Annotated in this window: 24 protein-coding genes; 20 read left to right on the top strand and 4 right to left on the bottom strand. The window is 60.6% G+C overall.

Annotated features, from left to right (window positions below):
• Positions 1–147: 147 nt before the first annotated feature.
• Complete coding sequence (hemC, locus tag BUE38_RS18150) at positions 148–1,089, bottom strand: hydroxymethylbilane synthase (RefSeq protein ID WP_255320727.1); 942 nt, start codon at positions 1,087–1,089, stop codon at positions 148–150.
• 327 nt (positions 1,090–1,416) lie between these two features.
• Here hemC and argH point away from each other — a divergent pair, with 327 nt between their 5' ends.
• From argH to BUE38_RS18185, 7 genes are all read left to right on the top strand, one after another.
• Positions 1,417–2,826 carry an argininosuccinate lyase gene (gene argH, locus BUE38_RS18155; protein WP_073436650.1) on the top strand — a complete coding sequence of 470 codons (1,410 nt, stop codon included), beginning with the start codon at positions 1,417–1,419 and terminating at the stop codon, positions 2,824–2,826.
• Positions 2,823–3,044, top strand: coding sequence for an LPS translocon maturation chaperone LptM (lptM, locus tag BUE38_RS18160; RefSeq protein ID WP_073436651.1), 222 nt, complete (start codon positions 2,823–2,825; stop codon positions 3,042–3,044). The genes argH and lptM overlap by 4 nt, the downstream gene beginning before the upstream one ends.
• 2 nt (positions 3,045–3,046) lie before the next feature.
• A complete protein-coding gene (gene lysA / locus BUE38_RS18165) occupies positions 3,047–4,315 on the top strand; it encodes a diaminopimelate decarboxylase (protein ID WP_073436652.1) in 1,269 nt (422 codons plus the stop codon).
• Positions 4,315–5,148 (top strand): diaminopimelate epimerase, encoded by an 834-nt coding sequence (gene dapF / locus BUE38_RS18170; RefSeq protein ID WP_073436653.1) that lies wholly within the window; start codon positions 4,315–4,317, stop codon positions 5,146–5,148. Before lysA ends, dapF begins: the two co-directional genes overlap by 1 nt.
• Positions 5,149–5,260: 112 nt before the next feature.
• The gene (locus tag BUE38_RS18175) at positions 5,261–5,980 is read left to right on the top strand and encodes a DUF484 family protein (RefSeq protein WP_073436654.1); all 720 of its coding nucleotides are present in this window, start codon (positions 5,261–5,263) and stop codon (positions 5,978–5,980) included.
• Complete coding sequence (locus BUE38_RS18180) at positions 5,973–6,911, top strand: tyrosine recombinase XerC (RefSeq protein WP_073436655.1); 939 nt, start codon at positions 5,973–5,975, stop codon at positions 6,909–6,911. Before BUE38_RS18175 ends, BUE38_RS18180 begins: the two co-directional genes overlap by 8 nt.
• On the top strand, positions 6,908–7,696 hold the full coding sequence (locus BUE38_RS18185) for an HAD family hydrolase (RefSeq protein ID WP_073436656.1): 789 nt from the start codon (positions 6,908–6,910) through the stop codon (positions 7,694–7,696). The genes BUE38_RS18180 and BUE38_RS18185 overlap by 4 nt, the downstream gene beginning before the upstream one ends.
• On the opposite strand, the gene yihA is transcribed toward BUE38_RS18185, so the two are convergent.
• Positions 7,623–8,240: a ribosome biogenesis GTP-binding protein YihA/YsxC gene (gene yihA, locus BUE38_RS18190; RefSeq protein WP_073436657.1), complete on the bottom strand. Its 618-nt coding sequence runs from the start codon at positions 8,238–8,240 to the stop codon at positions 7,623–7,625. The two genes, BUE38_RS18185 and yihA, sit on opposite strands and share 74 nt — an antisense overlap.
• Before the next feature lie 311 nt (positions 8,241–8,551).
• Between yihA and BUE38_RS18195 the strand changes: the two genes are divergently transcribed.
• The 6 genes from BUE38_RS18195 to BUE38_RS18220 all read left to right on the top strand — a co-directional run bounded on the left by BUE38_RS18195 (position 8,552) and on the right by BUE38_RS18220 (position 14,605).
• Positions 8,552–9,172: a c-type cytochrome gene (locus BUE38_RS18195; protein ID WP_073436658.1), complete on the top strand. Its 621-nt coding sequence runs from the start codon at positions 8,552–8,554 to the stop codon at positions 9,170–9,172.
• Positions 9,173–9,581: 409 nt separating this feature from the next.
• Positions 9,582–10,229: a thiol:disulfide interchange protein DsbA/DsbL gene (locus tag BUE38_RS18200; protein WP_073436659.1), complete on the top strand. Its 648-nt coding sequence runs from the start codon at positions 9,582–9,584 to the stop codon at positions 10,227–10,229.
• A gap of 2 nt (positions 10,230–10,231) precedes the next feature.
• On the top strand, positions 10,232–11,038 hold the full coding sequence (locus BUE38_RS18205) for an endonuclease/exonuclease/phosphatase family protein (RefSeq protein WP_073436660.1): 807 nt from the start codon (positions 10,232–10,234) through the stop codon (positions 11,036–11,038).
• Between the two features lie 175 nt (positions 11,039–11,213).
• Complete coding sequence (locus tag BUE38_RS18210; RefSeq protein ID WP_073436661.1) at positions 11,214–11,774, top strand: TRAP transporter small permease subunit; 561 nt, start codon at positions 11,214–11,216, stop codon at positions 11,772–11,774.
• On the top strand, positions 11,774–13,177 hold the full coding sequence (locus tag BUE38_RS18215; protein ID WP_073436662.1) for a TRAP transporter large permease: 1,404 nt from the start codon (positions 11,774–11,776) through the stop codon (positions 13,175–13,177). The genes BUE38_RS18210 and BUE38_RS18215 overlap by 1 nt, the downstream gene beginning before the upstream one ends.
• 318 nt (positions 13,178–13,495) lie before the next feature.
• A complete protein-coding gene (locus tag BUE38_RS18220; RefSeq protein ID WP_073436663.1) occupies positions 13,496–14,605 on the top strand; it encodes a TRAP transporter substrate-binding protein in 1,110 nt (369 codons plus the stop codon).
• A gap of 101 nt (positions 14,606–14,706) precedes the next feature.
• Here BUE38_RS18220 and BUE38_RS18225 read toward each other — a convergent pair whose 3' ends face one another.
• Positions 14,707–15,141: a YqaA family protein gene (locus BUE38_RS18225; RefSeq protein WP_073436664.1), complete on the bottom strand. Its 435-nt coding sequence runs from the start codon at positions 15,139–15,141 to the stop codon at positions 14,707–14,709.
• Between the two features lie 63 nt (positions 15,142–15,204).
• Here BUE38_RS18225 and thiD point away from each other — a divergent pair, with 63 nt between their 5' ends.
• The 4 genes from thiD (at position 15,205) to BUE38_RS18245 (ending at position 19,143) form a co-directional block, all read left to right on the top strand.
• The gene (gene thiD, locus BUE38_RS18230; RefSeq protein WP_073436665.1) at positions 15,205–16,035 is read left to right on the top strand and encodes a bifunctional hydroxymethylpyrimidine kinase/phosphomethylpyrimidine kinase; all 831 of its coding nucleotides are present in this window, start codon (positions 15,205–15,207) and stop codon (positions 16,033–16,035) included.
• 142 nt (positions 16,036–16,177) lie between these two features.
• Positions 16,178–17,023, top strand: coding sequence for a universal stress protein (locus BUE38_RS18235; RefSeq protein ID WP_073436666.1), 846 nt, complete (start codon positions 16,178–16,180; stop codon positions 17,021–17,023).
• An 88-nt stretch (positions 17,024–17,111) separates the two neighbouring features.
• On the top strand, positions 17,112–17,549 hold the full coding sequence (dtd, locus tag BUE38_RS18240; RefSeq protein ID WP_073436667.1) for a D-aminoacyl-tRNA deacylase: 438 nt from the start codon (positions 17,112–17,114) through the stop codon (positions 17,547–17,549).
• A 196-nt stretch (positions 17,550–17,745) separates the two neighbouring features.
• Positions 17,746–19,143, top strand: a complete 1,398-nt coding sequence (locus tag BUE38_RS18245; RefSeq protein ID WP_073436668.1) for a uracil-xanthine permease family protein — start codon at positions 17,746–17,748, stop codon at positions 19,141–19,143.
• Positions 19,144–19,158: 15 nt separating this feature from the next.
• Here the strand turns inward: BUE38_RS18245 and BUE38_RS18250 are convergent, their stop codons facing one another.
• Positions 19,159–21,108, bottom strand: coding sequence for an ABC-F family ATP-binding cassette domain-containing protein (locus tag BUE38_RS18250; protein WP_073436669.1), 1,950 nt, complete (start codon positions 21,106–21,108; stop codon positions 19,159–19,161).
• Positions 21,109–21,188: 80 nt separating this feature from the next.
• Here BUE38_RS18250 and BUE38_RS18255 point away from each other — a divergent pair, with 80 nt between their 5' ends.
• The 3 genes from BUE38_RS18255 (at position 21,189) to BUE38_RS18265 (ending at position 23,730) form a co-directional block, all read left to right on the top strand.
• The gene (locus BUE38_RS18255; protein WP_073436670.1) at positions 21,189–21,704 is read left to right on the top strand and encodes a TIGR02444 family protein; all 516 of its coding nucleotides are present in this window, start codon (positions 21,189–21,191) and stop codon (positions 21,702–21,704) included.
• A 164-nt stretch (positions 21,705–21,868) separates the two neighbouring features.
• Positions 21,869–22,891 carry a TRAP transporter substrate-binding protein gene (locus BUE38_RS18260; RefSeq protein ID WP_073436671.1) on the top strand — a complete coding sequence of 341 codons (1,023 nt, stop codon included), beginning with the start codon at positions 21,869–21,871 and terminating at the stop codon, positions 22,889–22,891.
• A gap of 260 nt (positions 22,892–23,151) precedes the next feature.
• Complete coding sequence (locus BUE38_RS18265; RefSeq protein WP_073436672.1) at positions 23,152–23,730, top strand: TRAP transporter small permease; 579 nt, start codon at positions 23,152–23,154, stop codon at positions 23,728–23,730.
• The last annotated feature ends 22 nt before the right edge of the window (positions 23,731–23,752 follow it).

Here is a 23,752-nt window from a genome sequence, read left to right on the forward strand (position 1 = left end):
AGGTGCCGTTGGGGCACGTGGTCCAGCACCCTGGCATGTTCCGCCGTTCATATCGACTATATGGACCAGGGACACAACACAGCACCAGCGGCACCTGATGGCTCCCACGGAGCGCGCTGAAATCATGCCGACTTGTGGGGCGCCACACTAGCGAGCCCCATAGACCTCGGCAAGGATATCGCCAGCGCCCTGCTCCAGCAGATCCTCCGCCACTCGCAGGCCAAGCAGCTCCGGCTCGTCTGCGGACCCACGGCCCTCGGCACGCAGCACACGAGAGCCATCCGGGGTTCCCACCAGAGCGCGCAACCATAGCGTGCGTCCGTCATCCTCGAACACTGCATGACCACCGATCGGAACCTGGCAGCCACCTTCCAGACGGGTATTCATGGCTCGCTCGGCACGTACTCGGGTCGCCGTCTGGTGGTCATCCAACGGTGCCAGCAGCGACACCAGTTCGGCATCATGCATTCGGCATTCGATACCCAACGCACCCTGACCGCAGGCCGGCAGACAGATTTCCGGCGGCAGCTCCTGACGGATACGGTCGTCCAGGCCCAATCGCTTGAGTCCTGAGGTCGCCAGCAGAATGGCATCGAACTCACCCGCATCCAGCTTGGCCAGACGGGTCTGCACATTACCGCGCAGGCTGATGACCTCGAAGTCCGGACGAGCCTCGCGCATCTGCAGGCCACGTCTCAGGCTGGACGTACCGATGCGAGCACCTTCCGGCAACTCGTCGAAGTTCGACCATTGGTTGGATACCAGCGCATCGGTTGGTTCCGCCCCCGCCAGAATCACCGACAGCCCCAGACTTTCGGGGAACTGCATGGGCACGTCCTTCATCGAGTGCACTGCAATATCAGCGCGGCCATCCAGCATGGCTTCCTCGAGCTCCTTGACGAACAGCCCCTTGCCACCAACCTTGGCCAGTGGCGTATCGAGAATCTGATCACCGCGTGTCGACATCGGTACCAGCTCGACCTCAAGGTCGGGGTGTATCGCCATCAGGCGATCACGAACATGCTCTGCCTGCCACATGGCAAGTTGGCTCTTGCGGGTGGCGATTCGCAAGATGGACGTCTGTTGCACAACATTCTCCCTGATCGACAGCCGCGGTACGTCAACAGACTCTGGCGCAGCCACCGACAACATGAGTGGATAACATCATCATAAAGCACCGTCAGGATGAGGAAAATTGGACGAAGCGCCACACTCATGGAAATCAGTGTCGGAAAATGTCTTCCTCTCGACCTGCCCTGCGTTCTCCAGCCCTCGCCTGACGTGCCGACTCTGGTACACTTCCGACATGGTTCAGTGCCGGTCATCTCTGTGCAGCACGACACCGCCACAACGGTGATCCGCGACAGCGAGAGACCAGCGTCACGCTCACTCTTGTCATGCAGGAAACCCAGCCCAATGAGTCACAGCACCAATCAGTCCTGGGGCGGCCGCTTCAGCGAACCCACCGACGCTTTCGTCGCTCGTTTCACCGCCTCCGTGGATTTTGACCAGCGCATGGCCCGTCACGACATCCAGGGCTCGATCGCACATGCCACCATGCTGGCACAGGTCGGGGTGCTGACTGACGAAGAGCGTGACGCCATCATCGGTGGACTCAAGGAAATCGAGCAGGAAATCGCCGCCGGTGAGTTCGAGTGGTCGGTTGACCTCGAGGACGTGCACATGAATATCGAGGCACGTCTGACCGCGAAGATCGGCATCACCGGCAAGAAGCTGCATACCGGCCGTTCGCGCAACGATCAGGTAGCCACCGATATTCGCCTCTACATGCGTGACGAAATCGATGCCGTGGCCGAGGAAATGGCCCGTCTGCGCAGTGGTCTGATCGAGCTCGCCGAGCGTGAGGCCGATACCATCATGCCCGGCTTCACCCACCTGCAGACCGCTCAGCCGGTGACCTTCGGCCATCACCTGCTGGCCTGGCACGAGATGCTGGCCCGCGATCATGAGCGGCTGCTCGACTGCCGCAAGCGGGTCAACGTACTGCCGCTGGGCGCCGCCGCTCTCGCCGGCACTACCTATCCCATCGACCGTCACCTGACCGCTGAACTACTCGGTTTTGATCGTCCGGCAGAGAACAGTCTCGATGCCGTCAGCGACCGCGACTTCGCCATCGAGTTCACCGCCTTTGCCAGCCTGCTGCTGATGCACATGTCGCGGATGAGTGAAGAACTGGTGTTGTGGACCAGTGCCCAGTTCGACTTCATCGACCTGCCGGACCGGTTCTGCACCGGCTCCTCGATCATGCCGCAGAAGAAGAACCCGGACGTGCCGGAACTGGTGCGCGGCAAGACCGGTCGCGTCTATGGCCACCTGATCGGCCTGCTGACACTGATGAAGTCCCAGCCGCTGGCCTACAACAAGGACAATCAGGAAGACAAGGAGCCGCTGTTCGACACCCTCGACACCGTCAAGGGATGTCTGCGCGCCTTTGCCGACATGATTCCGGCCATCGAGTCGAAGTCCGAGTCCATGCGTGAAGCAGCGCGTGGCGGCTTTTCCACCGCCACCGACCTGGCCGACTACCTGGTGCGCAAGGGCGTGGCCTTCCGCGATGCTCACGAAATCGTCGGGCAGTCGGTGGCCTTCGGTATCCAGCTGCGCAAGGACCTCTCCGAGATGAGCCTCGCTGAACTGAAGCAGTTCTCCGATGCCATCGAGGAAGACGTCTTCGAGGTGCTGACACTGGAAGGCTCGGTGGCCGCGCGCAATCATATCGGCGGAACCGCTCCTGACCAGGTGCGTGCCGCCGCTCAGCGTGCTCGTGAAGCACTCAAGGCCCTGGCAGCGGGAGGTCAGTCATGATCAAGCTGTTGCGTACCAGCGCGGTGCTGACGCTACTGGGTCTGATGGTGGCCGGCTGTGGCCAGAAGGGGCCGCTGTATCTGCCCGGTGACGAGGAAGCCGCCGAGCGCTACGGTCCCCGTGAGGAAGCACAGCAGGACAAGGACCAGCAGGATGACGAGCAGCCGGAATCCGCGGACGAGTCTGCCCCCGACACCACCTCGGAAGACGAGAGCTGAGCATGGACCACTTTGACTATCGCGATGGCCAGCTCTTCGCCGAGCAGGTTTCCCTGAACGAGTTGGCCGAACAGGTCGGTACTCCCTGCTACGTCTATTCACGCGCCACCCTCGAGCGCCACTTCAAGGCCTATGAGCAGGCGCTGGGCGACCACCCTCACCTGATCTGCTATGCGGTCAAGGCCAACAGCAACCTGGCAGTGCTGAATATACTGGCTCGACTGGGCGCTGGATTCGACATCGTCTCCATCGGCGAGCTGGAGCGTGTGCTGGCCGCAGGCGGCGACCCCTCTCGGGTTGTATTCTCCGGCGTGGCCAAGCAGGAACACGAGATGGCGCGTGCTCTGGAGCTGGGCATCAAGTGCTTCAATGTCGAGTCCCGACCCGAGTTGGAACGCCTCAATGCCGTAGCCGAGCGCCTTGGCGTGGTCGCGCCGGTATCACTGCGCGTGAACCCGGATGTCGATGCCGGCACCCACCCGTACATTTCCACCGGGCTCAAGGACAACAAGTTCGGCATCCCGGTCGATGAAGCCCTTGATGTCTACCAGCAGGCGGCAGCACTGCCGAACCTCAAGGTGTCCGGGCTCGACTGCCACATCGGCTCACAGTTGACCGATATTGCACCGTTCCTCGATGCCCTCGAACGGCTATTGGTGCTTCTCGACCGCCTGCGTGACAAGGGTATCGAGGTCGAGCACCTGGACCTCGGCGGCGGCCTCGGCGTGCCCTACCGCGATGAAACGCCTCCAGCACCTTTCGCCTATGCCTCGAAGCTTCTCGAGCGCCTGGCACGCTGGCCCGGCGGTGAGCAACTGACCCTGCTGTTCGAGCCGGGACGCTCGATTGCCGCCAATGCCGGCATCCTGCTGACCCGTGTCGAGTTTCTCAAGCCTGGCGAAACGAAGAACTTTGCCATCATCGACGCAGCGATGAATGACCTGATCCGCCCGGCACTCTACCAGGCCTGGCAGGCGATCATCCCAGTGGACACTCGCGCTGCGCGCGACGCAGCCGTCTACGACGTGGTCGGTCCTGTATGTGAAACCGGCGATTTTCTCGGCAAGGATCGTGAACTGGCCATCGCACCAGGCGACCTTCTCGCCGTACGCTCGGCAGGCGCCTACGGCTTCGTGATGGCCTCCAACTACAACAGCCGCCCGCGCCCCGCCGAAGTCATGGTCGATGGTGAGCGTTTCCAGATCGTGCGTCGTCGCGAGACACTCAGCGAACTCCGAGCCGGCGAATCCGTGCTCGAGGAGCTCCAGTGATGTTGTTGCATTTCACCAAGATGCACGGGCTCGGCAATGACTTCATGGTGGTCGACCTGGTCACCCAACGTGCCCGTCTCGACAACGCGGAGGTCCGTCGCCTGGCGGACCGACGCTTCGGCATCGGTTTCGACCAGTTGCTGGTGGTAGAGCCGCCACGGAATCCCGACATGGACTTCCGTTACCGCATCTACAATGCTGATGGCAGCGAAGTGGAAAACTGTGGCAACGGCGCACGCTGCTTTGCCCGATTCGTGCTTGACAAGCGTCTGACCCACAAGCACCAGATCAGGGTGGAAACGGCAGGTGGACCGCTGACGCTCGATGTTCACAACGACAACCAGATCAGTGTCGATATGGGGGCTCCGCGCTTTGCCCCGCAGGCATTACCTTTCGATGCACCCGACGAGCAGCTGACCTACCGTCTGGACGTCGATGGTCAGAGCCACGAGATCAGTATCGCCTCCATGGGCAACCCCCATGCCGTACTGATCGTGGACAGTACCGAGCAGGCACCAGTGGAACGCCTCGGCCCGGCCATCGAAGGACATCCGCGTTTCCCCAGACGGGTCAATGTCGGCTTCATGCAGGTGATATCTCCCGGAGAAATCCGCCTGCGAGTCTACGAGCGTGGCAGTGGCGAGACCCTGGCCTGCGGCACCGGCGCCTGCGCCGCGGTGGCCTGCGGCATACGCCGTGGCCTGCTGACCAGTCCGGTCAAGGTCCACCTGGCTGGCGGCAGCCTGAAGATTGACTGGGACGGTGGTGATAGCCACCTGATCATGACCGGGCCGGCAGAGCGCGTCTATGATGGGCGAGTGGCGCTGCGCTGAAGCAGCACGCCGACCGCCGGGGCGGCTCCCGGCATCAACCTCACCGAACAACAGCAAGGGGCAGCAATATCGACTCGCCCCTGACCGTGGAAAGTACGCAAGGGAGACGCGCATGTCGCAACCTGCCCATGAGCCTCGCAAGACACTGGATCCCGACCGGGTTGCCGAATGGCTTGCCTGCCACCCGGACTTCTTCGTCGGTCGCGAGGGCCTGCTGCAGCAATTGAAGGTTCCACACCCTGAAACCCAGGGGGCTACCTCACTGCTCGAGCGTCTGGTCCATGACCTGAGACGCCGGGCAGAGGGTGCCGAATTCCGACTGGAGCAGTTGCTCGACTCGGCACGCCACAACGAATCCCAGTACCGGCGCACTCGTGAGCTGGTGCTGGCGCTGCTCGAGGCCGAAGACAATGATGCACTTGGCCAGGCACTGGCAACCCAATTGAGCGAGTGTTTCCAGACACCCGCAGTGGCGCTGTGGTGCCCTTCCAGCCTGACTGATCGCGACCTTCAACCGCCCCAGCCTCCCCGCCATGTGCTCGACGAGCATACCGGCCAGCGTCTCGCCGCATTGCTCGATGGGCGTGCCAGCCGTTGCACCAGACTGACGCCGACCGACTGGAAACGTCTGATCCCCCACGTCAAGGCACCCGCCAAGTCCGGCTCCTGCACCATTGCCCGCCTTACACTGGGCGATCCTCAAGGCTATCTGGTGCTGGCGAGCCCGGATCCGGACTATTTCCGAGCCAGTATGGATACCCTGTTCACCGAATATCTGGCCGATATCCTGGTGCGCCTGTCGCTGCGCCTCAGTGAGCGGAGTCATGGCTGACACTCCGCTTGCCACTGAAGTGGAGGCCTTTCTGGCCGAGCTGAGCCAGACCGCCAGCCCGGCCACTCTCGATGCCTATCGCCGAGATCTCACGGCACTGATCGAGCATCAGCAGTCCTGCGGAGCCCCCGAGGTCGAGCACCTCGACAGCAGAAGCGTACGTCACTTTCTCGGGGCAGAACGCGCTCGCGGCCTGGCGCCACGCAGCCTCCAGCGCCGCCGAGCTGCGCTCTCGCGCTTCAGCGAGTTTCTTGTCGAACAGGGGCGCCTCAACCATAACCCTGTGACCCTCAACCGAGGGCCCCGAACTCCGAAGGATCTGCCCAGACCACTGGATGTGGACCAGTTGGCGCAGTTTCTCGACACACCACATGATGGTTCGCCATTGTCAGTGCGCGATCAGGCCATGCTCGAACTACTGTATTCCAGCGGGCTGCGCCTGGCCGAACTGGCATCCCTCGATCTGGGCGACCTGCAGGACCAACGTGTACGCGTGATCGGCAAGGGCTCCAAACCACGCCAGGTGCCGGTCGGCCAGCGCGCTCGCGATGCTCTCAAGGCCTGGCTGGGTATCCGCAGCAGCCTGGCGGCTGACAGTGAAAATGCCCTGTTTGTCGGCCAACAGGGGCGACGCCTCGGGCATCGCGCCATTCAGCAACGACTGGTGACCCAGGCACGGCGCCGCGGGCTACCTGAGCATCTGCACCCGCACCGGCTACGCCATTCCTTTGCCAGCCACCTGCTGGAGTCCAGCCAGGATCTGCGTGCAGTGCAGGAGCTGCTCGGCCACGCCAATCTGTCCACCACCCAGGTCTATACCCGGCTGGATTGGCAACAGCTGGCACACAGCTATGACCAGGCCCACCCGCGCGCAAGGCGCCGCACGGGCCGGGGCGACTCATCGGACAATGAACCAGGAAAGACACCATGACCTTGAGGGTGCTGACCTTCGACCTCGATGACACCCTGTGGGACAACGCCGGGGTGATGGAGCGTACCGAGCACGGCCACTTCGATTGGCTGGTGGCATCGCTGGCCGAGTGGCAACGCGTTCGCGGCGAAGCCCCGACACCGACGATCCAGCTCGATGAATATCGTCAGCGACGCATCACGCTGGGTCATGAACAGTGGGCGCGCCGTGGCGACTTCAGTTGGCTGCGTGAGCGCACGCTGGTTGCTCTGCTCGAGGAAAGCGGCGTCAATCGTGCTGCCGCTCAACTGTGGGCAACACTGGCCATGGCCCGCTTTCACGCTCTGCGCATCCAGATCACCCCCTTCGAAGGGGCCGATGCCATGCTGGAACGACTCGGCCAACGCTATCGTCTGGGGTCCATCACCAACGGTAATGTGGCCTTCCAGCAGTTACCGTTGTCACGCCACTTCGAGTACTGCATCGCTGCGGGTGAAATGTTCGCTCCCAAGCCCGATCCTCGCGCCTTCCTCGCCATGCTGGCCCATCTCGAAGCAAAGCCCACCGAGGCACTGCATATCGGCGATTCCTGGCAGGAGGACGTGCTGCCAGCACTGCGTCTGGGAATGCAGGCAATATGGATCGCCCCCGCCGAGGCGGAGACCTTTCCTCTTCCGACCGGGGTTACACGGTTGGCCAATGTCTGTGAACTGGAAGCTCTGCTGGAACGTCTCAGCTCTCGCCAACCGGCCCATCCAGCCACGCGTCCAGACGCTGATGAGCCTCCTCAACGCCATCACGCTTGAGTGCGGAGAACAGCTGGATGGTCACCATGTCTTCCCACTCTCGCAGGCGTGAGCGGACCTGGCTGAGAGCATTCTTTGCCGCACCGCGCTTCAGCTTGTCGGCCTTGGTCAGCAGAATGTGCACCGGAAGCTCACGCTCATCGGCAACATCCAGCAACGTCAGATCGAACTCGGTCAGTGGGTGACGAACGTCCATCACCAGCACCAGCCCCTTGATCGAAGCGCGCATCTGGAGATATTCGGCGAGGTGACGTTGCCACTCCAGCTTGACCTTTTCAGGCACCTTGGCAAAACCGTAACCAGGCAGGTCGACCAGGCGACACTGGCTATCCTCTCCTACGGTAAAGAAGTTGATCAGCTGAGTTCGCCCAGGCGTCCGTGACGTGCGTGCCAACGCCTTCTGCTGAGTGATGACATTGATTGCGCTGGACTTTCCGGCATTGGAACGACCGGCAAAGGCAACCTCGGCACCGCTGTCGGCAGGGCAGCTGGCCAGGGTGGGAGCGCTGGTAAGAAAACGGGCCGAAGCGTACTTGAGCGGCATGATGCGATGCAATTCCTGACGGTAGTCAATAGGTAGAGGTGGCAGAGCAACATTTCCGCCCTGGGGGTGATTGGTTATAGTTAGGCTGTGTGGCATCTGCTGGCGGGAAGAGAAGTTCGCCCCGAGCGCAGGCTAGCATTGAAAGCCTCTCGCATCGGTGTCGCTTCATGCTTCCACCCGCCTATCATAACACTGTGCAGATGCCACCAGCGACAGGCCCGCAAATGGCCTGGCAGAGCCCGGCGACGCAATGCCGCAATACGACCGGGGCCCAATCCTGAACAAGACATGACGGCATAAGTGACCTAGCGATGAGACAGTTACTGGCAAGCCTGGCAATTACCCTCGGTGCCGTCGGTACCGTACACGCAGATATGCAGAGCGATGCAGACCCCGCAGCAGGCGAGGAAAAGGCACCCGTTTGTGCCGCCTGTCATGGCCCAACCGGCGTCGGTATCGCTCCGAGCTTTCCCAATCTCGCCGGCCAGCAGGCCTCCTATCTGGCCAAACAGATCATTGATATCCGCGATGGTCACCGTGCTGTACCACAGATGACTGGCCTGCTCAACAGTTTCTCTGATCAGGACGCCTGGAATGTGGCGGTCTGGTACGCCGATCAGGAGCCGGTGGTCGGCCAGGCCGATCTTACGCCTGAACAGCTCGCACGCGGCGAGGAACTCTATCGCGCCGGTGACCTGGCCAAGGGTATCCCGGCCTGCTCGTCCTGCCACTCACCAGACGGTGGCGGCATCGACTCGGCGGTCTACCCGGCACTTTCCGGACAGCATGCGAACTATATTGTCTCCACCCTGCAGGCCTTTGCCTCTGGTACGCGGGCCAATAGCCCCAGTGGCATGATGTCTGATATCGCCTCGAAGATGAGTGACGAGGATATGAAGGCTGTGGGCCATTACGTACAAGGCCTGCACTGAGCGCCGATCAGCGATATCTCCACGATTTGTGCTGATTCAGTCATGTGTTATCCCGGTGAGGCGGCCAGTGGGTCGCCTCCTTTCATTCCCGGGCCGGGGAAGTCCTGACAGGAAACAGATATTAACCCGGCATGCTTTCATGCTGGGTTAATGTCGGCACAGGGACGTGCCGCCGTCGGCTATCAGGCCGACGCGAGACCACACCAGCAGATCCGTGCATCTGCGCCAGTGTAGTGCGGACGAAAATCAAATCGATCAGGATGAGCGATTTGATTGCCATGTTAATAACCAGGAATGTGACAACAGATACTGCAGGGAACCCCTCTCGCGTTATAGACTCAAAACAGCGTTCGCATTGCGGTTATCCTGAAGATCACCGCCCAAGACAGCACAAGGAGATAGCAAAGCTATGCTGAAGTCACTGATGGTCGGACTGGTGGGACTGAGCCTGGCGACTGCCGCAGTCACCGCCACTGCCGCCGAGGAAGAAGGCTATACCCTGGCACCGAGTGAGGTGAACCTGAATGCCGACGACAGCAAGATCAATGTGACTGAGGTGTTCTGGTACGGGTGTCCGCACTGTTATGCCCTGGAAGACCCGCTCAACAACTGGGCCTCGGACCTGCCCGAGGATGTCGAGTTCCAGCGTCTTCCCGCCGTGATGGGCGACAATTGGCGCCCTCATGCCCAGGCCTACTTTGCCGCTGAAGAGCTGGGCATCGTCGATGAGATGCACGGGGACTTCTTCAATGCCATGCATCAGGACGGTCGCCAGTTTACCGATCCCGCCGAGATCGCCGACTTCTTCACCGACTATGGTGTCAGTGAGGAAGATGCTCTGAAGGCGCTGGACAGCTTCGGCGTCAAATCACAGATCAACCGCTCTCAGGCCACCACTCGTAACCTGCAGCTGATGGGCGTCCCGGCACTGGTCGTCGACGGTCGCTACATCGTCTCACCGCGCTCCGCCGGCAGCCTGGAGAACATGCCGCTGGTCGCCTCTCGCCTGGTGGAGCAGGTCCGCGAGGAGCGCGCCAGCCAGCAAGAGGCCGAATAAGCATGCCGTCACTGGCCGATGCACGCTTCCCGGACCCGAACCGGGAACACCTGAAACTGCTGACCTTCAATCTGCAGGTGGGTATCCAGACATCGGCCTATCACCACTATGTGACGCGCAGCTGGCAGCACTTCCTGCCACACCCAGAGCGCCAGCAACGCCTCGGCATGATTGCCGAGGTGTTGTCACGCTTTGACGTCGTTGGCCTACAGGAGGTCGACGGAGGCAGCTTCCGCTCCAGCCAGATCAACCAGGTTCAGTATCTGGCGGAAACGGCAGGCTTTCCCCACCACTATCAACAGCTCAACCGTAACCTGGGCCGTCTGGGTCAACACAGCAATGGGCTGCTGTCACGCCTGCAGCCCAGCCAGATCAAGGAACACAGTCTGCCCGGCACCCTGCCGGGGCGTGGTGCTATCCACGCTCGTTTTGGTGATGGGCCGGATGCACTGCATCTGATCGTGGCCCACCTGTCGCTGGGACAACGTACCCAGAAGCGCCAGCTCGACTACCTGAGTGAGTTGGTCACCCCATTGCATCATGTGGTGGTCATGGGCGATCTCAACTGCACACCGGATCGCCTTCAGGCCCATGGGCGGTTCTGCGATGCCCTGCCGTTGCACCCGGTGCGCCCGGTGCCCAGTTACCCGTCCTGGCGTCCAAGGCGTGCCCTGGACCACATTCTGCTGTCATCCTCGCTGCAGGCCAACGAGGTGGAAGTCCTCGACCACCTGTTTTCCGACCACCTGCCGGTGGCCATCGATATCCAGTTGCCGAAAGCCTGCCGTCACGCCATGGCAGCGGCCTGAACAGGCTCCGCCATTGGTGGCAGTGCCATGACAGCGACATGAGGCTTCACGTATAGTCAGCTCAAGCCTTCACCGTACTCTGGGGAAACACGTCACCAATGCCCTCTAGAGGCAAGGATGCGTTCCCTCGGTGAAGCCGCTCGACAATAACCAGAGCTATACTGGAAGCCCTCCGATGCCCAACTCCCGTGGCCTACCCCGCCCATTAGCCGCTATCGACCACTGCTGTGAATGCCTTGGCAAGTCCCTCGCCTGGTTGATCCTGGCGATGATGGCAATCCAGTTCCTGATCGTGGTGCTGCGCTATGCCTTCAGCGTCAACAGCATCCCGATGCAGGAATCGGTGATGTACATGCACGCCGCTGTCTTCATGTTGGCCGCCGCCTATACCCTGCGCCACGATGGTCACGTACGCGTGGATATCTTCTACCGTGGCATGTCGTCGCGCGGCAAGGCGCTGGTCGACCTGCTCGGCACCCTGTTCCTGTTGCTGCCGGTGATGATCTTCGTGATCGCCACCAGTCTTGGCTATGTCGGCAAGTCCTGGCGAATTCTCGAGGGGTCACCGGATGCCGGTGGCATCCCCGGTATATTCCTGCTCAAGACGCTGATCCCGCTGTTTGCATTGTTCATGATTGTGCAGGGCCTGGTGGAAGCCTGGCGCAAGGGCCTGATCATCGCCGGAAAACTGGACCCCGATGCACAGCCTGACCATGCCAACGAGGAGCACCTGTAATGCTTGAGTACATGCCTCTGGTGCTGTTCGGGGTCATCTGTCTGGTCTTGATGTTCGGCTATCCGGTCGCGTTGTCGCTGGCCGGTACTGCGCTGGCTTTTGCTGGCCTCGGCTACGGGTTGGAGTCCATCGGTATCGACGCCAACTTCGACGGCAGCTACCTCAACGCCTTCCCCAATCGTCTCTACGGCATCATGAGCAATACCACGCTATTGGCAGTGCCTCTGTTCGTATTGATGGGGGTGTTACTGGAGAAATCGCGGGTCGCCGAAACCCTGCTTGATGCCATGGCACTGCTGTTCGGCTCACTACGTGGTGGCCTGGGAATTTCCGTCACTCTGGTGGGCATGATGCTCGCTGCCTCTACCGGTATCGTCGGTGCCACTGTGGTCACCATGGGACTGATGTCGCTGCCGACCATGCTCAAGCGGGGCTACAGCCCATCTCTGGCCACCGGCACCATCTGTGCCACCGGCACCCTGGGCCAGATCATCCCGCCGTCGATTGCGTTGGTCCTGCTCGGTGATGTGCTGTCATCCGCCTATCAGCAGGCACAATTGGAAATGGGCATCTTCAGCCCCAAGACCGTCTCGGTGGGCGACCTGTTCATGGGAGCGCTGGTGCCTGGCCTGTTGCTGGTCGCGGTGTACATCCTCTACGTCGGCCTGGTGGCACTGTTCAAACCCGAAGTCGCACCGGCGGTCAATCGCCGCGAGCTGATGGAAGAGATGGGCCACAGCAGCGGCCTCGGCCTGTTGCTGCTCAAGGGGCTGGTGCCGCCGATCATCTTGATCATTGCTGTGCTCGGCTCGATTCTCGGTGGCTTCGCCACACCTACCGAAGCCTCTGCGGTAGGCGCCTTCGGTGCCCTGGTGCTGGCCATCGCCTATCGCCGCCTGGACATGGCCACCCTCAAGGACGTACTGCGCTCGACCACCCATGTCACCACCATGGTGTTCCTGATCCTGATCGGTGCCGCATTGTTTTCGCTGGTGTTCCGCGCCTACGGCGGTGAGGAACTGGTGACTCACCTGTTCGAGGGCATGCCGGGTGGTGTCATCGGGGCCACCATTATCGTCATGCTGGTGATCTTCCTGCTCGGCTTCATTCTCGATTTCATCGAGATCACTTTCGTGGTGGTGCCGATTGTCGGCCCGATCCTGCTGGCCATGGGTCTCGACCCGATCTGGCTGGGCATCATGATTGCCATCAACCTGCAGACCTCCTTCCTGACACCGCCGTTCGGTTTCGCGCTTTTCTACCTGCGCGGAGTGGCACCGGACTCGGTACCGACCTCGGCAATCTACCGCGGAGTCATCCCCTTTATCGTGCTGCAGCTCGGCATGCTGCTGGCGTTGTCCTTCTTTCCGCAATTGGCGACCTGGCTACCCTCACAGTTCTGAGACACCGGACTCCGAGCGTGACTCTTATACTGTGCGCCAGCGGGCAAATATGCCCGCTGGCTCCCCTCCTCCTTCTCTTCCGCTTGATCGCTGCCCAAAAGCAACCGTCTGTCGTTGGCTGGAGCGTGGACAGCCCGCATCGACAGCGTCCATGGGGTGTCTATAGTGTGAAAGCGGCGATTCGCCCCGGTTACCCAGGCCTCAAAAGGGCCGATACAGCCACATAACGACAAATGAACCTCCCATCCTTTGACAACCATCTATTCATGACAACTATCCATTCATAACAACTACCCACTAAAAACAAGGGGATAGATTATGCAACGCACGTCACTCACTCGTGCCATCGCGCTTGGTGCCACCACTGCCGCCCTGCTCTTCGCTACCCATGCCCAGGCGCAGGACACCTACGAATGGAAACTGGTGACCTCCTGGCCCAAGAACTTTCCCGGTGTTGGCCAGGGCCCAGAGCGCCTTGCCCAGTTGGTCGAGGAGATGTCCGATGGCCGCCTGACCATCGAAGTCTTCGGTGCCGGCCAGTTGGTACCGGGCTTCGAAGTCTTTGATGCTGTATCGGAAGGCACGGCCCAGATTGGCCATTCGGCGTCCTACTACTGGAAGGGCAAGGCCCCTGCGGCCCAGTTCTTCGCTGCCGTCCCCTTCGGCATGAATGCTCAGGAGATGAATGCCTGGTTGCACTATGGTGGCGGCCTGGAGCTGTGGAATGAGCTATATGACGAGTTTGGCGTGGAGGTGATGGCAGCCGGCGCCTCTGGTGTACAGATGGGAGGCTGGTACAACCGCGAGATCAATTCGGTAGCCGATCTGGAAGGCCTGAAAATGCGCATGCCGGGCCTCGGCGGCGAAGTCATGAGCCAGATGGGGGTAGCCATCGTCAATATGCCCGGCGGTGAAATCTTCACCTCCCTGCAGTCTGGTGCCATCGACGCCACCGAATGGATTGGGCCCTACAACGATCTGGCCTTCGGCCTGCACCAGGCGGCCGAATACTACTATTATCCGGGCTGGCATGAGCCGACGGTGATGTTCGAGGCCATCGTCAATGACGAAGCCTGGGGCGAACTTCCCGCTGACCTTCAAGCGATCCTGCGCAGCGCCATTCGTGACGTCAATCAGGATGTACTCGATGAGTACACTGCGCGCAACAACGACGCTCTGGCCACGTTGATCAACGAGCATGAAGTGCAGCTGCGCCCGTTGCCGGACGACGTACTCGCCGAAGCCAAACGCATTTCTGCCGAGGTCGTGCAGGAACTGGCCGACTCCAGCGAACTGGCGGGCCGGATCTACGAGTCCTACAGCGATTTCCAGCAGAAGGTCACCAACTACCACGCCATTTCCGAGCAGGCCTACTACAACGCCCGCAATCCGGATGGAGAGGTCAGCTTCGACAACGCTGCAGAGTGATAGCCTCTGCCGGGGCCGTTTACCGGCCTCGGTTGTCGTTGAGGTGGCAGCAATACAGCAGCCAACTGTTCAGGGGCCAGATCAACCCAGTTGGTATGGTTTCAACCAGTACAAAGGGGCCTCAGCCAACGCTCTGCAGCCCACAGCAGCACCGCATAGCGGCCACCCTTGCTGAGCAGGATCCAGACGGTGGCACGCCACCAGGGCAATCGCACGATCCCGGCCATCACTGTCAGCGGGTCACCGAGTATCGGCAGCCAGGCCAGCAACAACGTTGCCTCTCCGCCACGCATATACCAGCGCTCGGCACGCTGCAGGCCACGTTCAGAGGCTGGGAACCAACGGCGCCCGATCCATTCTCGAGCAAAACGGCCCAGAGCGACATTGACCAGGCTTCCCAGACTGTTGCCGGTAGTGGCGACGATCCACAGCATGATCGCCGGCTCACCCTGGCACCACAGTGTCGCCAACCAGGCCTCGGATCCTCCCGGCAAAAGCGTCGCGCTGAGCAGAGCGACGATGAATAGGCTCAGCAAGGCGAGCTCCTGTATGCTGTGTGATGTTGCATCATTGTCTTATCCATTTCCCGGACCCGCTCCATGTCTGCATCTGCCTCCATTCCCCATACCTTGACCATCGCTGGTTCCGATCCTTCAGGCGGTGCCGGTCTTCAGGGTGACATCAAGACTCTCTCGGCTCTCGGTACCTATGCCACCAATGTGATCACTGCGGTCATCGCCCAGAACACCCGTGGTGTACGTGAAGTCCACCCGGTGTCGGCCGAAGCCATTCGAATGCAGCTCGATCATCTGCTGGATGATGTGCGCATTGATGCAGTAAAGATCGGCATGGTGTCCAGCCGAGAAGTGGCAGAAACCCTGCGTGATGCTCTTGAAGCACGCCGTCCGCGCTGGATTGTGCTGGATCCGGTAATGGTCGCCAAGAGTGGTGACATTCTGGTCGATGCCGCCGGGATCAGTGCGGTGCGTGACGTGCTGGTGCCGCTGGCCGACGTGATCACTCCGAACCTTCCCGAGGCCGCTGTGCTGCTCGACATGGAGCCGCCGACCACGCCGGATGCCATGGAAGCCATGCTACCGGCCCTCAAGGCACTGTCGGCTCCCTATGTGCTGCTCAAGGGAGGTCATCTGGCCGGGGACAAGTGCCCGGATCTACTGGCGACTCCCCAGGGCGATCGCTGGCTGCCGGCACCGCGCATCGACACTGACAATCTGCATGGAACCGGCTGCGCACTGTCATCGGCGATCACCGCCCAGCTGGCCCACTTGCCTGCTGGGGCCAGTCATGAGGATATCGTGCAAGCCATCAGCAGTGCCAAGCGCTGGCTGCATGAGGCGCTGGACGCCAGTCAGCAACTCAGGGTCGGCCAGGGCCGCGGGCCGGTTCACCATTTCCACGCCTGGTGGTAAGGGTCCTCGAAGCGACTCGTCGGTATACAGAATGACGCCCTCGACTCGGCCCTCAGAGGCAACAGAGCGGTGTTGTGCTTGCGGTATCGACAACGGCCACCCATGCTGAAAGTCCATTCGCTGGTGATGTGAGGAGAGGGCCATGTCTCGCACCCTGCTGTTTGCCTGTGATCTTTCCGCCGAGAACCGTGCCGCATTCGGGCGAGCCATCCGTCTGGCCAATGAAGAAGGCGCACGGCTGGATATCCTTCATGTGCTGGATCCCTATCTGCCGCGTCGTGTACTGCGCGAGCTGGAAGCGGCGGTAGTGGATGATATCCAGGCAACGATGATCGACCTGCGCGAGGACTACGCCCTCCCGGAGCCTCCGCATCTGATCCAGATCGTCACCGGCGCCGCCTTCGCCGAGATCATCCGTGAATCCCACGAGCGGGAAGCGGACATGATCATTCTCGGCACCCACCGCAAGCGCGGACATCCCGACCTGGTCAGCGGCACAACCCTGGCACGAGTACTACGCAGCGCTCCCTGCCCGGTTCTGACGGTCTGTCAGCCGCCGACCAGCGAATGGCGAGATATCCTCCTGCCATTGGATTTCTCTCTAGCCTGCCGACGCACACTGCGTGAGGCATTGAGCCGCTTTCCTGAAGCCCGTCTTGAGCTGCTGCATGCCTGGTCGATTCCCGGCGAGCGCGAGCTGGGCTCGGACAGCGGCTTTGCCAACTGGCGGGATCATCAGGTCGCACGACTGCGCCATCAGTTGCAGAAGGATATCGACCAGTTGATGGAAGAGTTCAACCAGGTGCCAGAGCTGGAGCTTGTGCTGGAACAGGGCGAGCCACTGGATGTACTGATGGCTCACCTTCGCCGCCAGCCCCCCGACCTTCTCGCTCTGGGCAATCGCAGTCAATCCGGGCGTCATAGCCAGATCACCAGCCGCCTGTTGTCCGAGTTGCACTGCGACATCATGCTGTGTCGCGCCTGGTAGGACAGGGCTGATGGCGCAAGACCGGAAACGCTGACCGGCGCTCCTCGGGCATGATAATCTGCCCGCTTTTGCCGACGAGGATGCGCCAATGAAAGCTCTGATCCAACGCGTTCGCCGCGCCAGTGTCGAAGTCGACGAACGTACCGTCGGAGCCATTGAGGGTGGGCTGCTGGCTCTCGTCGGCGTCGAGAAGGGTGACGATGAAGCCGCCGCCCTGCGACTGCTGCACAAGCTGCTCCATTATCGCGTATTCAGTGACAGTGACGGCAGGATGAATCTCAACCTGCAACAGGCAGAAGGAGGGTTGTTGCTGGTTTCCCAATTCACACTGGCAGCCGATACGCACAAGGGACTACGCCCTAGCTTCTCCAGTGCCGCACCTCCCGGAGATGGTGACCGGCTGTTCCATTATCTGGTCGACCAAGCTCGCCAACAGTGGTCCAGAGTGGCCACTGGGGAGTTCGGTGCCAACATGCAGGTATCGCTGATCAACGACGGGCCCGTGACCTTCCTGCTCGAGACCTGACCCAACCTTCTGTCCTTTACCCATTCGATGTCGTTTGCCCACTCGACGCATTGAGCGCTCCATCCACCTCTGCTCATTCAGATAACTCTTATCCCTTGGTCGTATTTTGCGGCCATAAAGATGCCTTTGCCTTGCAGTTTATGGAAATAATTACCAGAATCGCCACTGTATACAAAAACAAGCGGTGATCGTATCCATGAAAGCACCAGCCAGCACGTCTGTCTTTGAGTTCCATGGGCGCCCGTCTCTGCCCCAGGCGATTCCCCTCTCCCTGCAGCATATTCTTGCCATGATCATGGGCACGGTCACCGTGCCGATCATCGTCGCCGGCACCGTAGGCGCCTCCACCGGTGAAACACTGCTGCTGATCCAGATATCACTGCTGGCATCCGGTATCTCGACGCTGATCCAGTTGTATGGCGTCGGTCGCTTCGGGGCTCGCCTGCCGACCATCTTTGGTGTTGGCTTCGCCTATGTGCCGACCCTGACCGCCGTTGGTGCTCAATATGGCCTCAGTGGCATCCTCGGGGCTCAATTGGTCGGTGGCCTGGCGATGCTGCTGGTGGGGCTGGGTATTCGACCGCTGCGTAATCTGTTTCCTCCGATTGTCGCTGGTACCGTAGTACTGGTCATCGGCCTGTCGCTGTATGACATTGCCATTCGCTACATGGCTGGTGGCATGAACAACCCTCATTTCGGCGAGCCGCTGCAGTGGATGGTTTCGCTGGTGACGCTGGGCGTCGTGCTGGTGATCTCCCAGTTCGCCCGAGGCTTCATGAAGCTCTCGGCGATTGTCTGCGGCATTCTGGTCGGCTATGTGCTGGCGCTGGCGTTGGGTATGGTCGACTTCACTCCGGTGGCCCAGGCCGCCTGGTTCAGTGCTCCAAAGCTGATGCCGTTCGAGCTGACCTTCCCGGCCGCCGCAGTGGTGTCGATGGTGGTGATCTGCATCGTCAATTCGGTGCAGACCATCGGTGACCTCTCGGCCACTACTATTGGCGGCATGAACCGCGAGCTGGGAGAGAAGGAACTGTCCGGCGGATTGCTGGGCAACGGCCTGTGCACCCTGGTCGGTGCGCTGTTCGGCGCCCTGCCGACCTCGTCCTACAGCCAGAACGTGGGGATTGTCGCCATGACGAAGGTGATCAGCCGCACCGTACTGGGGTTGGCAGCGGTATTCATGCTGCTGGCAGGCCTGATTCCCAAGTTCGGCGCCTTGATGACGACCATCCCCTATCCAGTACTTGGCGGCGCCACCATCACCGTCTTCGGCATGATCACCATGACCGGCATTCAACTGCTGACTCGGGATGAACTATCGGCTCGCAACATGACCATTGCCAGCCTGGCGCTGGCACTGAGTCTCGGCGTTTACGCTGCGCCGGAAGCCATCGAGGTACTACCGCCGATGTTCCAGTTGGCGGTCGGCGGTTCCCCGGTTGTGGTGGCTGCACTCACCTCACTGGTTCTCAACCTGATCCTGCCCAAGCGTAGCCTGGCTGACGAACAGCGCGAGCGTGATCAGATTGCCGAGAACATGGAGCGCAAGAATGCTCAGCGCTCAGCCAAGGCCAGCCCGCGCTCGGCAGGATAACTACCGGCCCGCTGACTACTGGTTCAGCTGTTCCGTCAGCTCCTCCAGCGCTTCCTCCGCCGCCAGCCACTGCTGCTCAAGGTCCGCCAGTTGAGCCCCGAGCTCCGCCTGGCGGGCCAGCACCTCGGACAACTCCGTCTTGCGGGCCGGGTCGGTATACAGTTCGGCATCGGCCAGTTGTTCCTCCAACGCCGCCAACTGCTGCTGCACCTTCTCCATGGCCTGCTCAGCCTTGTCTCTCTCGCGCTTCAGAGGCCGCAGTTTCTCACGCTGCTCGGCAGCGGCACGACGCGAGGCCTTGCGATCCTCTCGAGGCGAGACCACCTCAGCCGACTCCGCCTTCGCCCCCTTCGACTGACGTGCATCACGTCGCTCAGCCTCCAGACGACTTCTGAGCCAGTCGCGATAGTCTTCCAGATCACCATCGAAAGGCTCGACACGATGGTCAGCCACTCGCCAGAACTCATCAACCGTTGCCTTGAGCAGGTGGCGGTCGTGAGACACCACAATGACCGTACCATCGAAGGCGGCCAGAGCTTCGGTCAGTGCCTCGCGCATTTCCAGATCAAGGTGGTTGGTCGGCTCGTCGAGCAACAATAGATTGGGCTTCTGCCACGCTACCAGCGACAACGCCAATCGCGCCTTCTCGCCGCCCGAGAAGCTCTCGACCTGGGCGAAGACATCGTCCCCTGGAAAGCCGAAGCCACCAAGGAAACGGCGTATCTCACTGTCCGCAGCGGTCGGCGAGAGGCGCTGCACATGCTGGAAGGGTGTCGACGACAGGTCGAGACCTTCCAATTGGTGCTGGGCGAAATAGCCAATGGCCAGGTGTTCACCCGCCACTCGCTTGCCGGCCAGCAGCGGCAGATCACCCGTCAGCGACTTGATCAGGGTCGATTTGCCCGCGCCATTGGGGCCCAGCAGACCGATACGCTGGCCAGGCAGAATGGTCAGGCGAACCTGGTCGAGTTGAACCCGCTCGCCCTGCTCGGTGTCGCGGTAGCCGAGTCTGGCCTCATCCATGACCAGCAGAGGATGCGATGTCTTGTCGGCCGCCGGTAGCGTGAAGTGGAACGGGGAGTCGGCATGTGCCTCGGCAATGGAACCCATGCGCTCGAGCATCTTCAGACGGCTCTGGGCCTGACGTGCCTTGGTGGCCTTATAGCGGAAACGCTCAACGAACTTCTCGATTTCCTCGCGCCGAGCCTGCTGCTTCGCGGCTTGAGCCTGCTGCAGGGCCATCTTCTCGGCGCGGGTGCGCTCGAAGGTCGAATAGTTGCCGCGATACAGCACCAGGCGCCTGCGATCGAAGTGCACAATGTGATCGCAGACCGCATCGAGAAAGTCCCGATCATGGGAGATCAACAGCAAGGTACCGGGATAGCGTACCAGCCACTGTTCGAGCCACAGCAGGGCATCAAGGTCGAGGTGGTTGGTCGGCTCATCAAGCAGCAGCACATCCGAGGGCATGAACAGGGTGCGTGCCAGGTTGGCACGCATGCGCCAGCCACCGGAAAACGCCGACAGCGGCTTGTCGAGATCCTGCTGAGTAAAGCCCAGCCCTACCAGCAGTTGAGCGGCGCGCGCCGGGGCGCTGTAGCCATCCAGAGCGTCGATGATACCGTGCAGCTCCGCTTCTCGGTGATGGTCCTGGCTGGCCCGGGCCTCTGTCAGCGCGGCCTCGGTACGACGCAGCTCGCTATCGCCATCGAGAACGTATTCCACGATGGGACGATCCAGCGCATCGACCTCCTGCGCCATATGAGCGATGCGCTGGCCACCGCTCATCTCGATACTGCCCTTGTCGGCACCGATCTCACCGAGGATCAGACCAAACAGGCTGGACTTGCCGGCCCCGTTGGGGCCTACGATACCGGCCTTGTGACCGGCGTGCAGCGTCACATCGGCTTCTTCAAACAGCGGTTCGGCCCCACGTTGCAGGGTCACCTGGCGCAGTGCAATCATCGAGGCTCCATGGTGCTCCGACCTCATCGAGAGGTCGCTGGGCGATCAAAATGTCATTCGTACACTTGAGGTACGCTTCCTTGAGCGCAGATTCTACCGAATTCATCTCGCAACTGCGTCACCGGCTGCAGAATGATCCGCTATGGGAGTTCGCTCTGCAGTTCTATGCGCAACCGGGCATCGAGCAGGCCTGCCTGCAACTCCAGGACAATCATGGCTGGGATGTGTGCGAACTGCTGTGGCGTTGCTGGCTGTATCGCCATGCCATCAGGGCTGGCGACTTCCCGACCGAAGCCAGAGACTGGCAGCGTGAAGTGACCTACCCGCTTCGCTCGCTGCGCCGTCAGTTGAAGGCAGCTGCGCGGGCTTGCGAAGGGGTAGCAAGTGTTCGCTTACGGATCAGCGAGGCCGAGTTGGCGGCCGAGCGTGAGACACTACATATCCTCATGAAAATTAGCCTTGATGGCAACGGACTCGAGCCTCTTTCCCGGCCACTCCCTCGCCTGGAAAAAGTGCTATATACAGAGGGGGAAATTCAGGAAAAATCGCAAGTTGGCACAGTTAGACATATAGAAAGCCAGCTTGACCCTCTGTAAGCGCCGCGCTAGCCTGAATTGCAGCGCATGAGAAGTTCTGCACCCTTTGCTTATGTATATTGGCATCGGCTGGGCATCAATGATCGTGCACGAACAACAACACTGAAATACAAGCAGAATTCTCCTTATTTCTCCAAGACAAGAACTGCAGAGGAACCCCAACAATGAAGGCAACTAAACTGTTGACCACCGCCAGCATTGGCGCCCTTATGCTTGGTATGTCATCTGCCGCTCTGGCCGATACCTGGCGCTATGCTCATGAAGAATACGAGGGCGATGTACAGGACGTCTTTGCCCAGGCATTCAAGCAGTATGTCGAAGACAATTCCGACCACTCCGTCCAGGTGTACCGCTTTGGCGAGCTGGGAGAGTCCGATGACATCATGGAGCAGACACAGAACGGCATCCTCCAGTTCGTCAACCAGTCACCAGGGTTCACCGGCGCCCTGATTCCTTCTGCTCAGATCTTCTTCATTCCCTATCTGCTGCCGACCGACGAAGAAACCGTGCTCGAGTTCTTTGACGAGAGCAAGGCCATCAACGAGATGTTCCCCGAGCTGTATGCCGAGCATGGCCTGACGCTGCTGCAGATGTACCCGGAAGGCGAAATGGTGGTGACCGCCGACGAGCCGGTCACCTCACCGGAGGGCTTCGACAACAAGAAGATCCGCACCATGACCAACCCGCTGCTGGCGGAAACCTATCGCGCCTTTGGCGCCACCCCGACGCCAATGGCCTGGGGCGAGGTTTATGGTGGCCTGCAGACAGGCATCATCGATGGCCAGGAAAACCCGATCTTCTGGATCGAGTCCGGCGGTCTCTACGAAGTCTCTCCCAACCTGATCTTCACTGGTCACGGCTGGTTCACCACCGCCATGATGGCCAATAGCGACTTCTTTGAAGGCCTCTCCGACGAGGACAAGCAGTTGGTGCAGGACGCAACTGACGCAGCCTATGACACCACCATCGAGCATATCCAGGGCCTGTCCGAGGAATCCCTCGCCAAGATCCAGGAAGCCTCCGATGAAGTGACCGTGACTCGTCTGGACGAGGAACAGATCCAGGCCTTCAGGGATCGCGCCCCTCAGGTGGAAGAGAAATTCATCGAGATGACCGGCGAAACCGGCCAGGAACTGCTCGACCAGTTCAAGGCTGACCTGGAAGCCGTACAGTCCAAGGCTGAATAACTCTGCAGAATTGATCGTGAGCTACGCCAGGGGGGCAGCCACGCTGCCCCCCTGTTGCGTCCGGGGAAGGGTTCCCGAGCGCGGTTTTTCAATGATTTCTGATATATAGGGGCGCGGGGCCGCTGACTGTGCCTGAGCGCTGGCTCAAGCGTATATCCAGCGTTGATGCGTAATGACGGAAAGCCGACACCCGAGCGTTACGCTGCAACAAGGGAACACCAGCTCCTCCGGTAACCTGTTCAGTAGACGAGGGCATCACCATGACGGAAGAAGAATCCGAGAAAGATTACCGATCCAGTCTGCCCGGTTTCCTGGGCACCATCGACACCTTCATCAGCCGTATCGAAGCCGTCATCCTGGCGCTCGGTGTGTTGTTGATGGCATTCAACACCATCGCCAACGTCATTGGCCGCTTCATCTTCGGCGAGAGCATCTTCTTTTCCGGTGAAATCAACCGCATCCTGATCATCATGATCACCTTTGCGGGTATCGGCTATGCCGCCAGACACGGTCGTCATATCCGTATGTCGGCCATCTACGATGCGTTACCGGTCGGGGGGCGCAAGGTGCTGATGATATTCATCTCATTGTTCACTTCAGCGGTGATGTTTTTCCTGCTGTATTTCTCTACGGTCTATGTCCTTGATCTTCTTGACAAGGGGCGCGTTCTGCCTGCCCTCGGGTTCCCGATTTTCATCATCTATATCTGGGTACCGATCGGCTTCCTGATCACCGGCATTCAGTACCTGCTGACAGCGATCAAGAACCTCACATCCCATGATGTCTATCTGTCTACTGGTGTAGTGGACGGCTACAAGGACACCGAAACCGAAGTCTGAGTCGTCAACCGGCGCCAGGAGG

Source organism: Halomonas cupida (assembly GCF_900142755.1).
Lineage (GTDB): Bacteria > Pseudomonadota > Gammaproteobacteria > Pseudomonadales > Halomonadaceae > Halomonas > Halomonas cupida.

Bases quoted from the DNA above. Each gene is read 5' to 3' on its own strand.
- dtd (WP_073436667.1), top strand. From the start codon at position 17,112: ATGAAAGCTCTGATCCAACGCGTTCGCCGCGCCAGTGTCGAAGTCGAC.
- BUE38_RS18180 (WP_073436655.1), top strand. From the start codon at position 5,973: ATGGCTGACACTCCGCTTGCCACTGAAGTGGAGGCCTTTCTGGCCGAG.
- yihA (WP_073436657.1), bottom strand. From the start codon at position 8,240: ATGCCGCTCAAGTACGCTTCGGCCCGTTTTCTTACCAGCGCTCCCACC.
- BUE38_RS18260 (WP_073436671.1), top strand. From the start codon at position 21,869: ATGAAGGCAACTAAACTGTTGACCACCGCCAGCATTGGCGCCCTTATG.
- BUE38_RS18215 (WP_073436662.1), top strand. From the start codon at position 11,774: ATGCTTGAGTACATGCCTCTGGTGCTGTTCGGGGTCATCTGTCTGGTC.
- thiD (WP_073436665.1), top strand. From the start codon at position 15,205: ATGTCTGCATCTGCCTCCATTCCCCATACCTTGACCATCGCTGGTTCC.
- BUE38_RS18195 (WP_073436658.1), top strand. From the start codon at position 8,552: ATGAGACAGTTACTGGCAAGCCTGGCAATTACCCTCGGTGCCGTCGGT.
- BUE38_RS18205 (WP_073436660.1), top strand. From the start codon at position 10,232: ATGCCGTCACTGGCCGATGCACGCTTCCCGGACCCGAACCGGGAACAC.
- BUE38_RS18250 (WP_073436669.1), bottom strand. From the start codon at position 21,108: ATGATTGCACTGCGCCAGGTGACCCTGCAACGTGGGGCCGAACCGCTG.
- BUE38_RS18200 (WP_073436659.1), top strand. From the start codon at position 9,582: ATGCTGAAGTCACTGATGGTCGGACTGGTGGGACTGAGCCTGGCGACT.
- BUE38_RS18245 (WP_073436668.1), top strand. From the start codon at position 17,746: ATGAAAGCACCAGCCAGCACGTCTGTCTTTGAGTTCCATGGGCGCCCG.
- lysA (WP_073436652.1), top strand. From the start codon at position 3,047: ATGGACCACTTTGACTATCGCGATGGCCAGCTCTTCGCCGAGCAGGTT.
- BUE38_RS18210 (WP_073436661.1), top strand. From the start codon at position 11,214: ATGCCCAACTCCCGTGGCCTACCCCGCCCATTAGCCGCTATCGACCAC.
- BUE38_RS18185 (WP_073436656.1), top strand. From the start codon at position 6,908: ATGACCTTGAGGGTGCTGACCTTCGACCTCGATGACACCCTGTGGGAC.
- BUE38_RS18235 (WP_073436666.1), top strand. From the start codon at position 16,178: ATGTCTCGCACCCTGCTGTTTGCCTGTGATCTTTCCGCCGAGAACCGT.
- BUE38_RS18265 (WP_073436672.1), top strand. From the start codon at position 23,152: ATGACGGAAGAAGAATCCGAGAAAGATTACCGATCCAGTCTGCCCGGT.
- dapF (WP_073436653.1), top strand. From the start codon at position 4,315: ATGTTGTTGCATTTCACCAAGATGCACGGGCTCGGCAATGACTTCATG.
- BUE38_RS18220 (WP_073436663.1), top strand. From the start codon at position 13,496: ATGCAACGCACGTCACTCACTCGTGCCATCGCGCTTGGTGCCACCACT.
- lptM (WP_073436651.1), top strand. From the start codon at position 2,823: ATGATCAAGCTGTTGCGTACCAGCGCGGTGCTGACGCTACTGGGTCTG.
- argH (WP_073436650.1), top strand. From the start codon at position 1,417: ATGAGTCACAGCACCAATCAGTCCTGGGGCGGCCGCTTCAGCGAACCC.
- BUE38_RS18175 (WP_073436654.1), top strand. From the start codon at position 5,261: ATGTCGCAACCTGCCCATGAGCCTCGCAAGACACTGGATCCCGACCGG.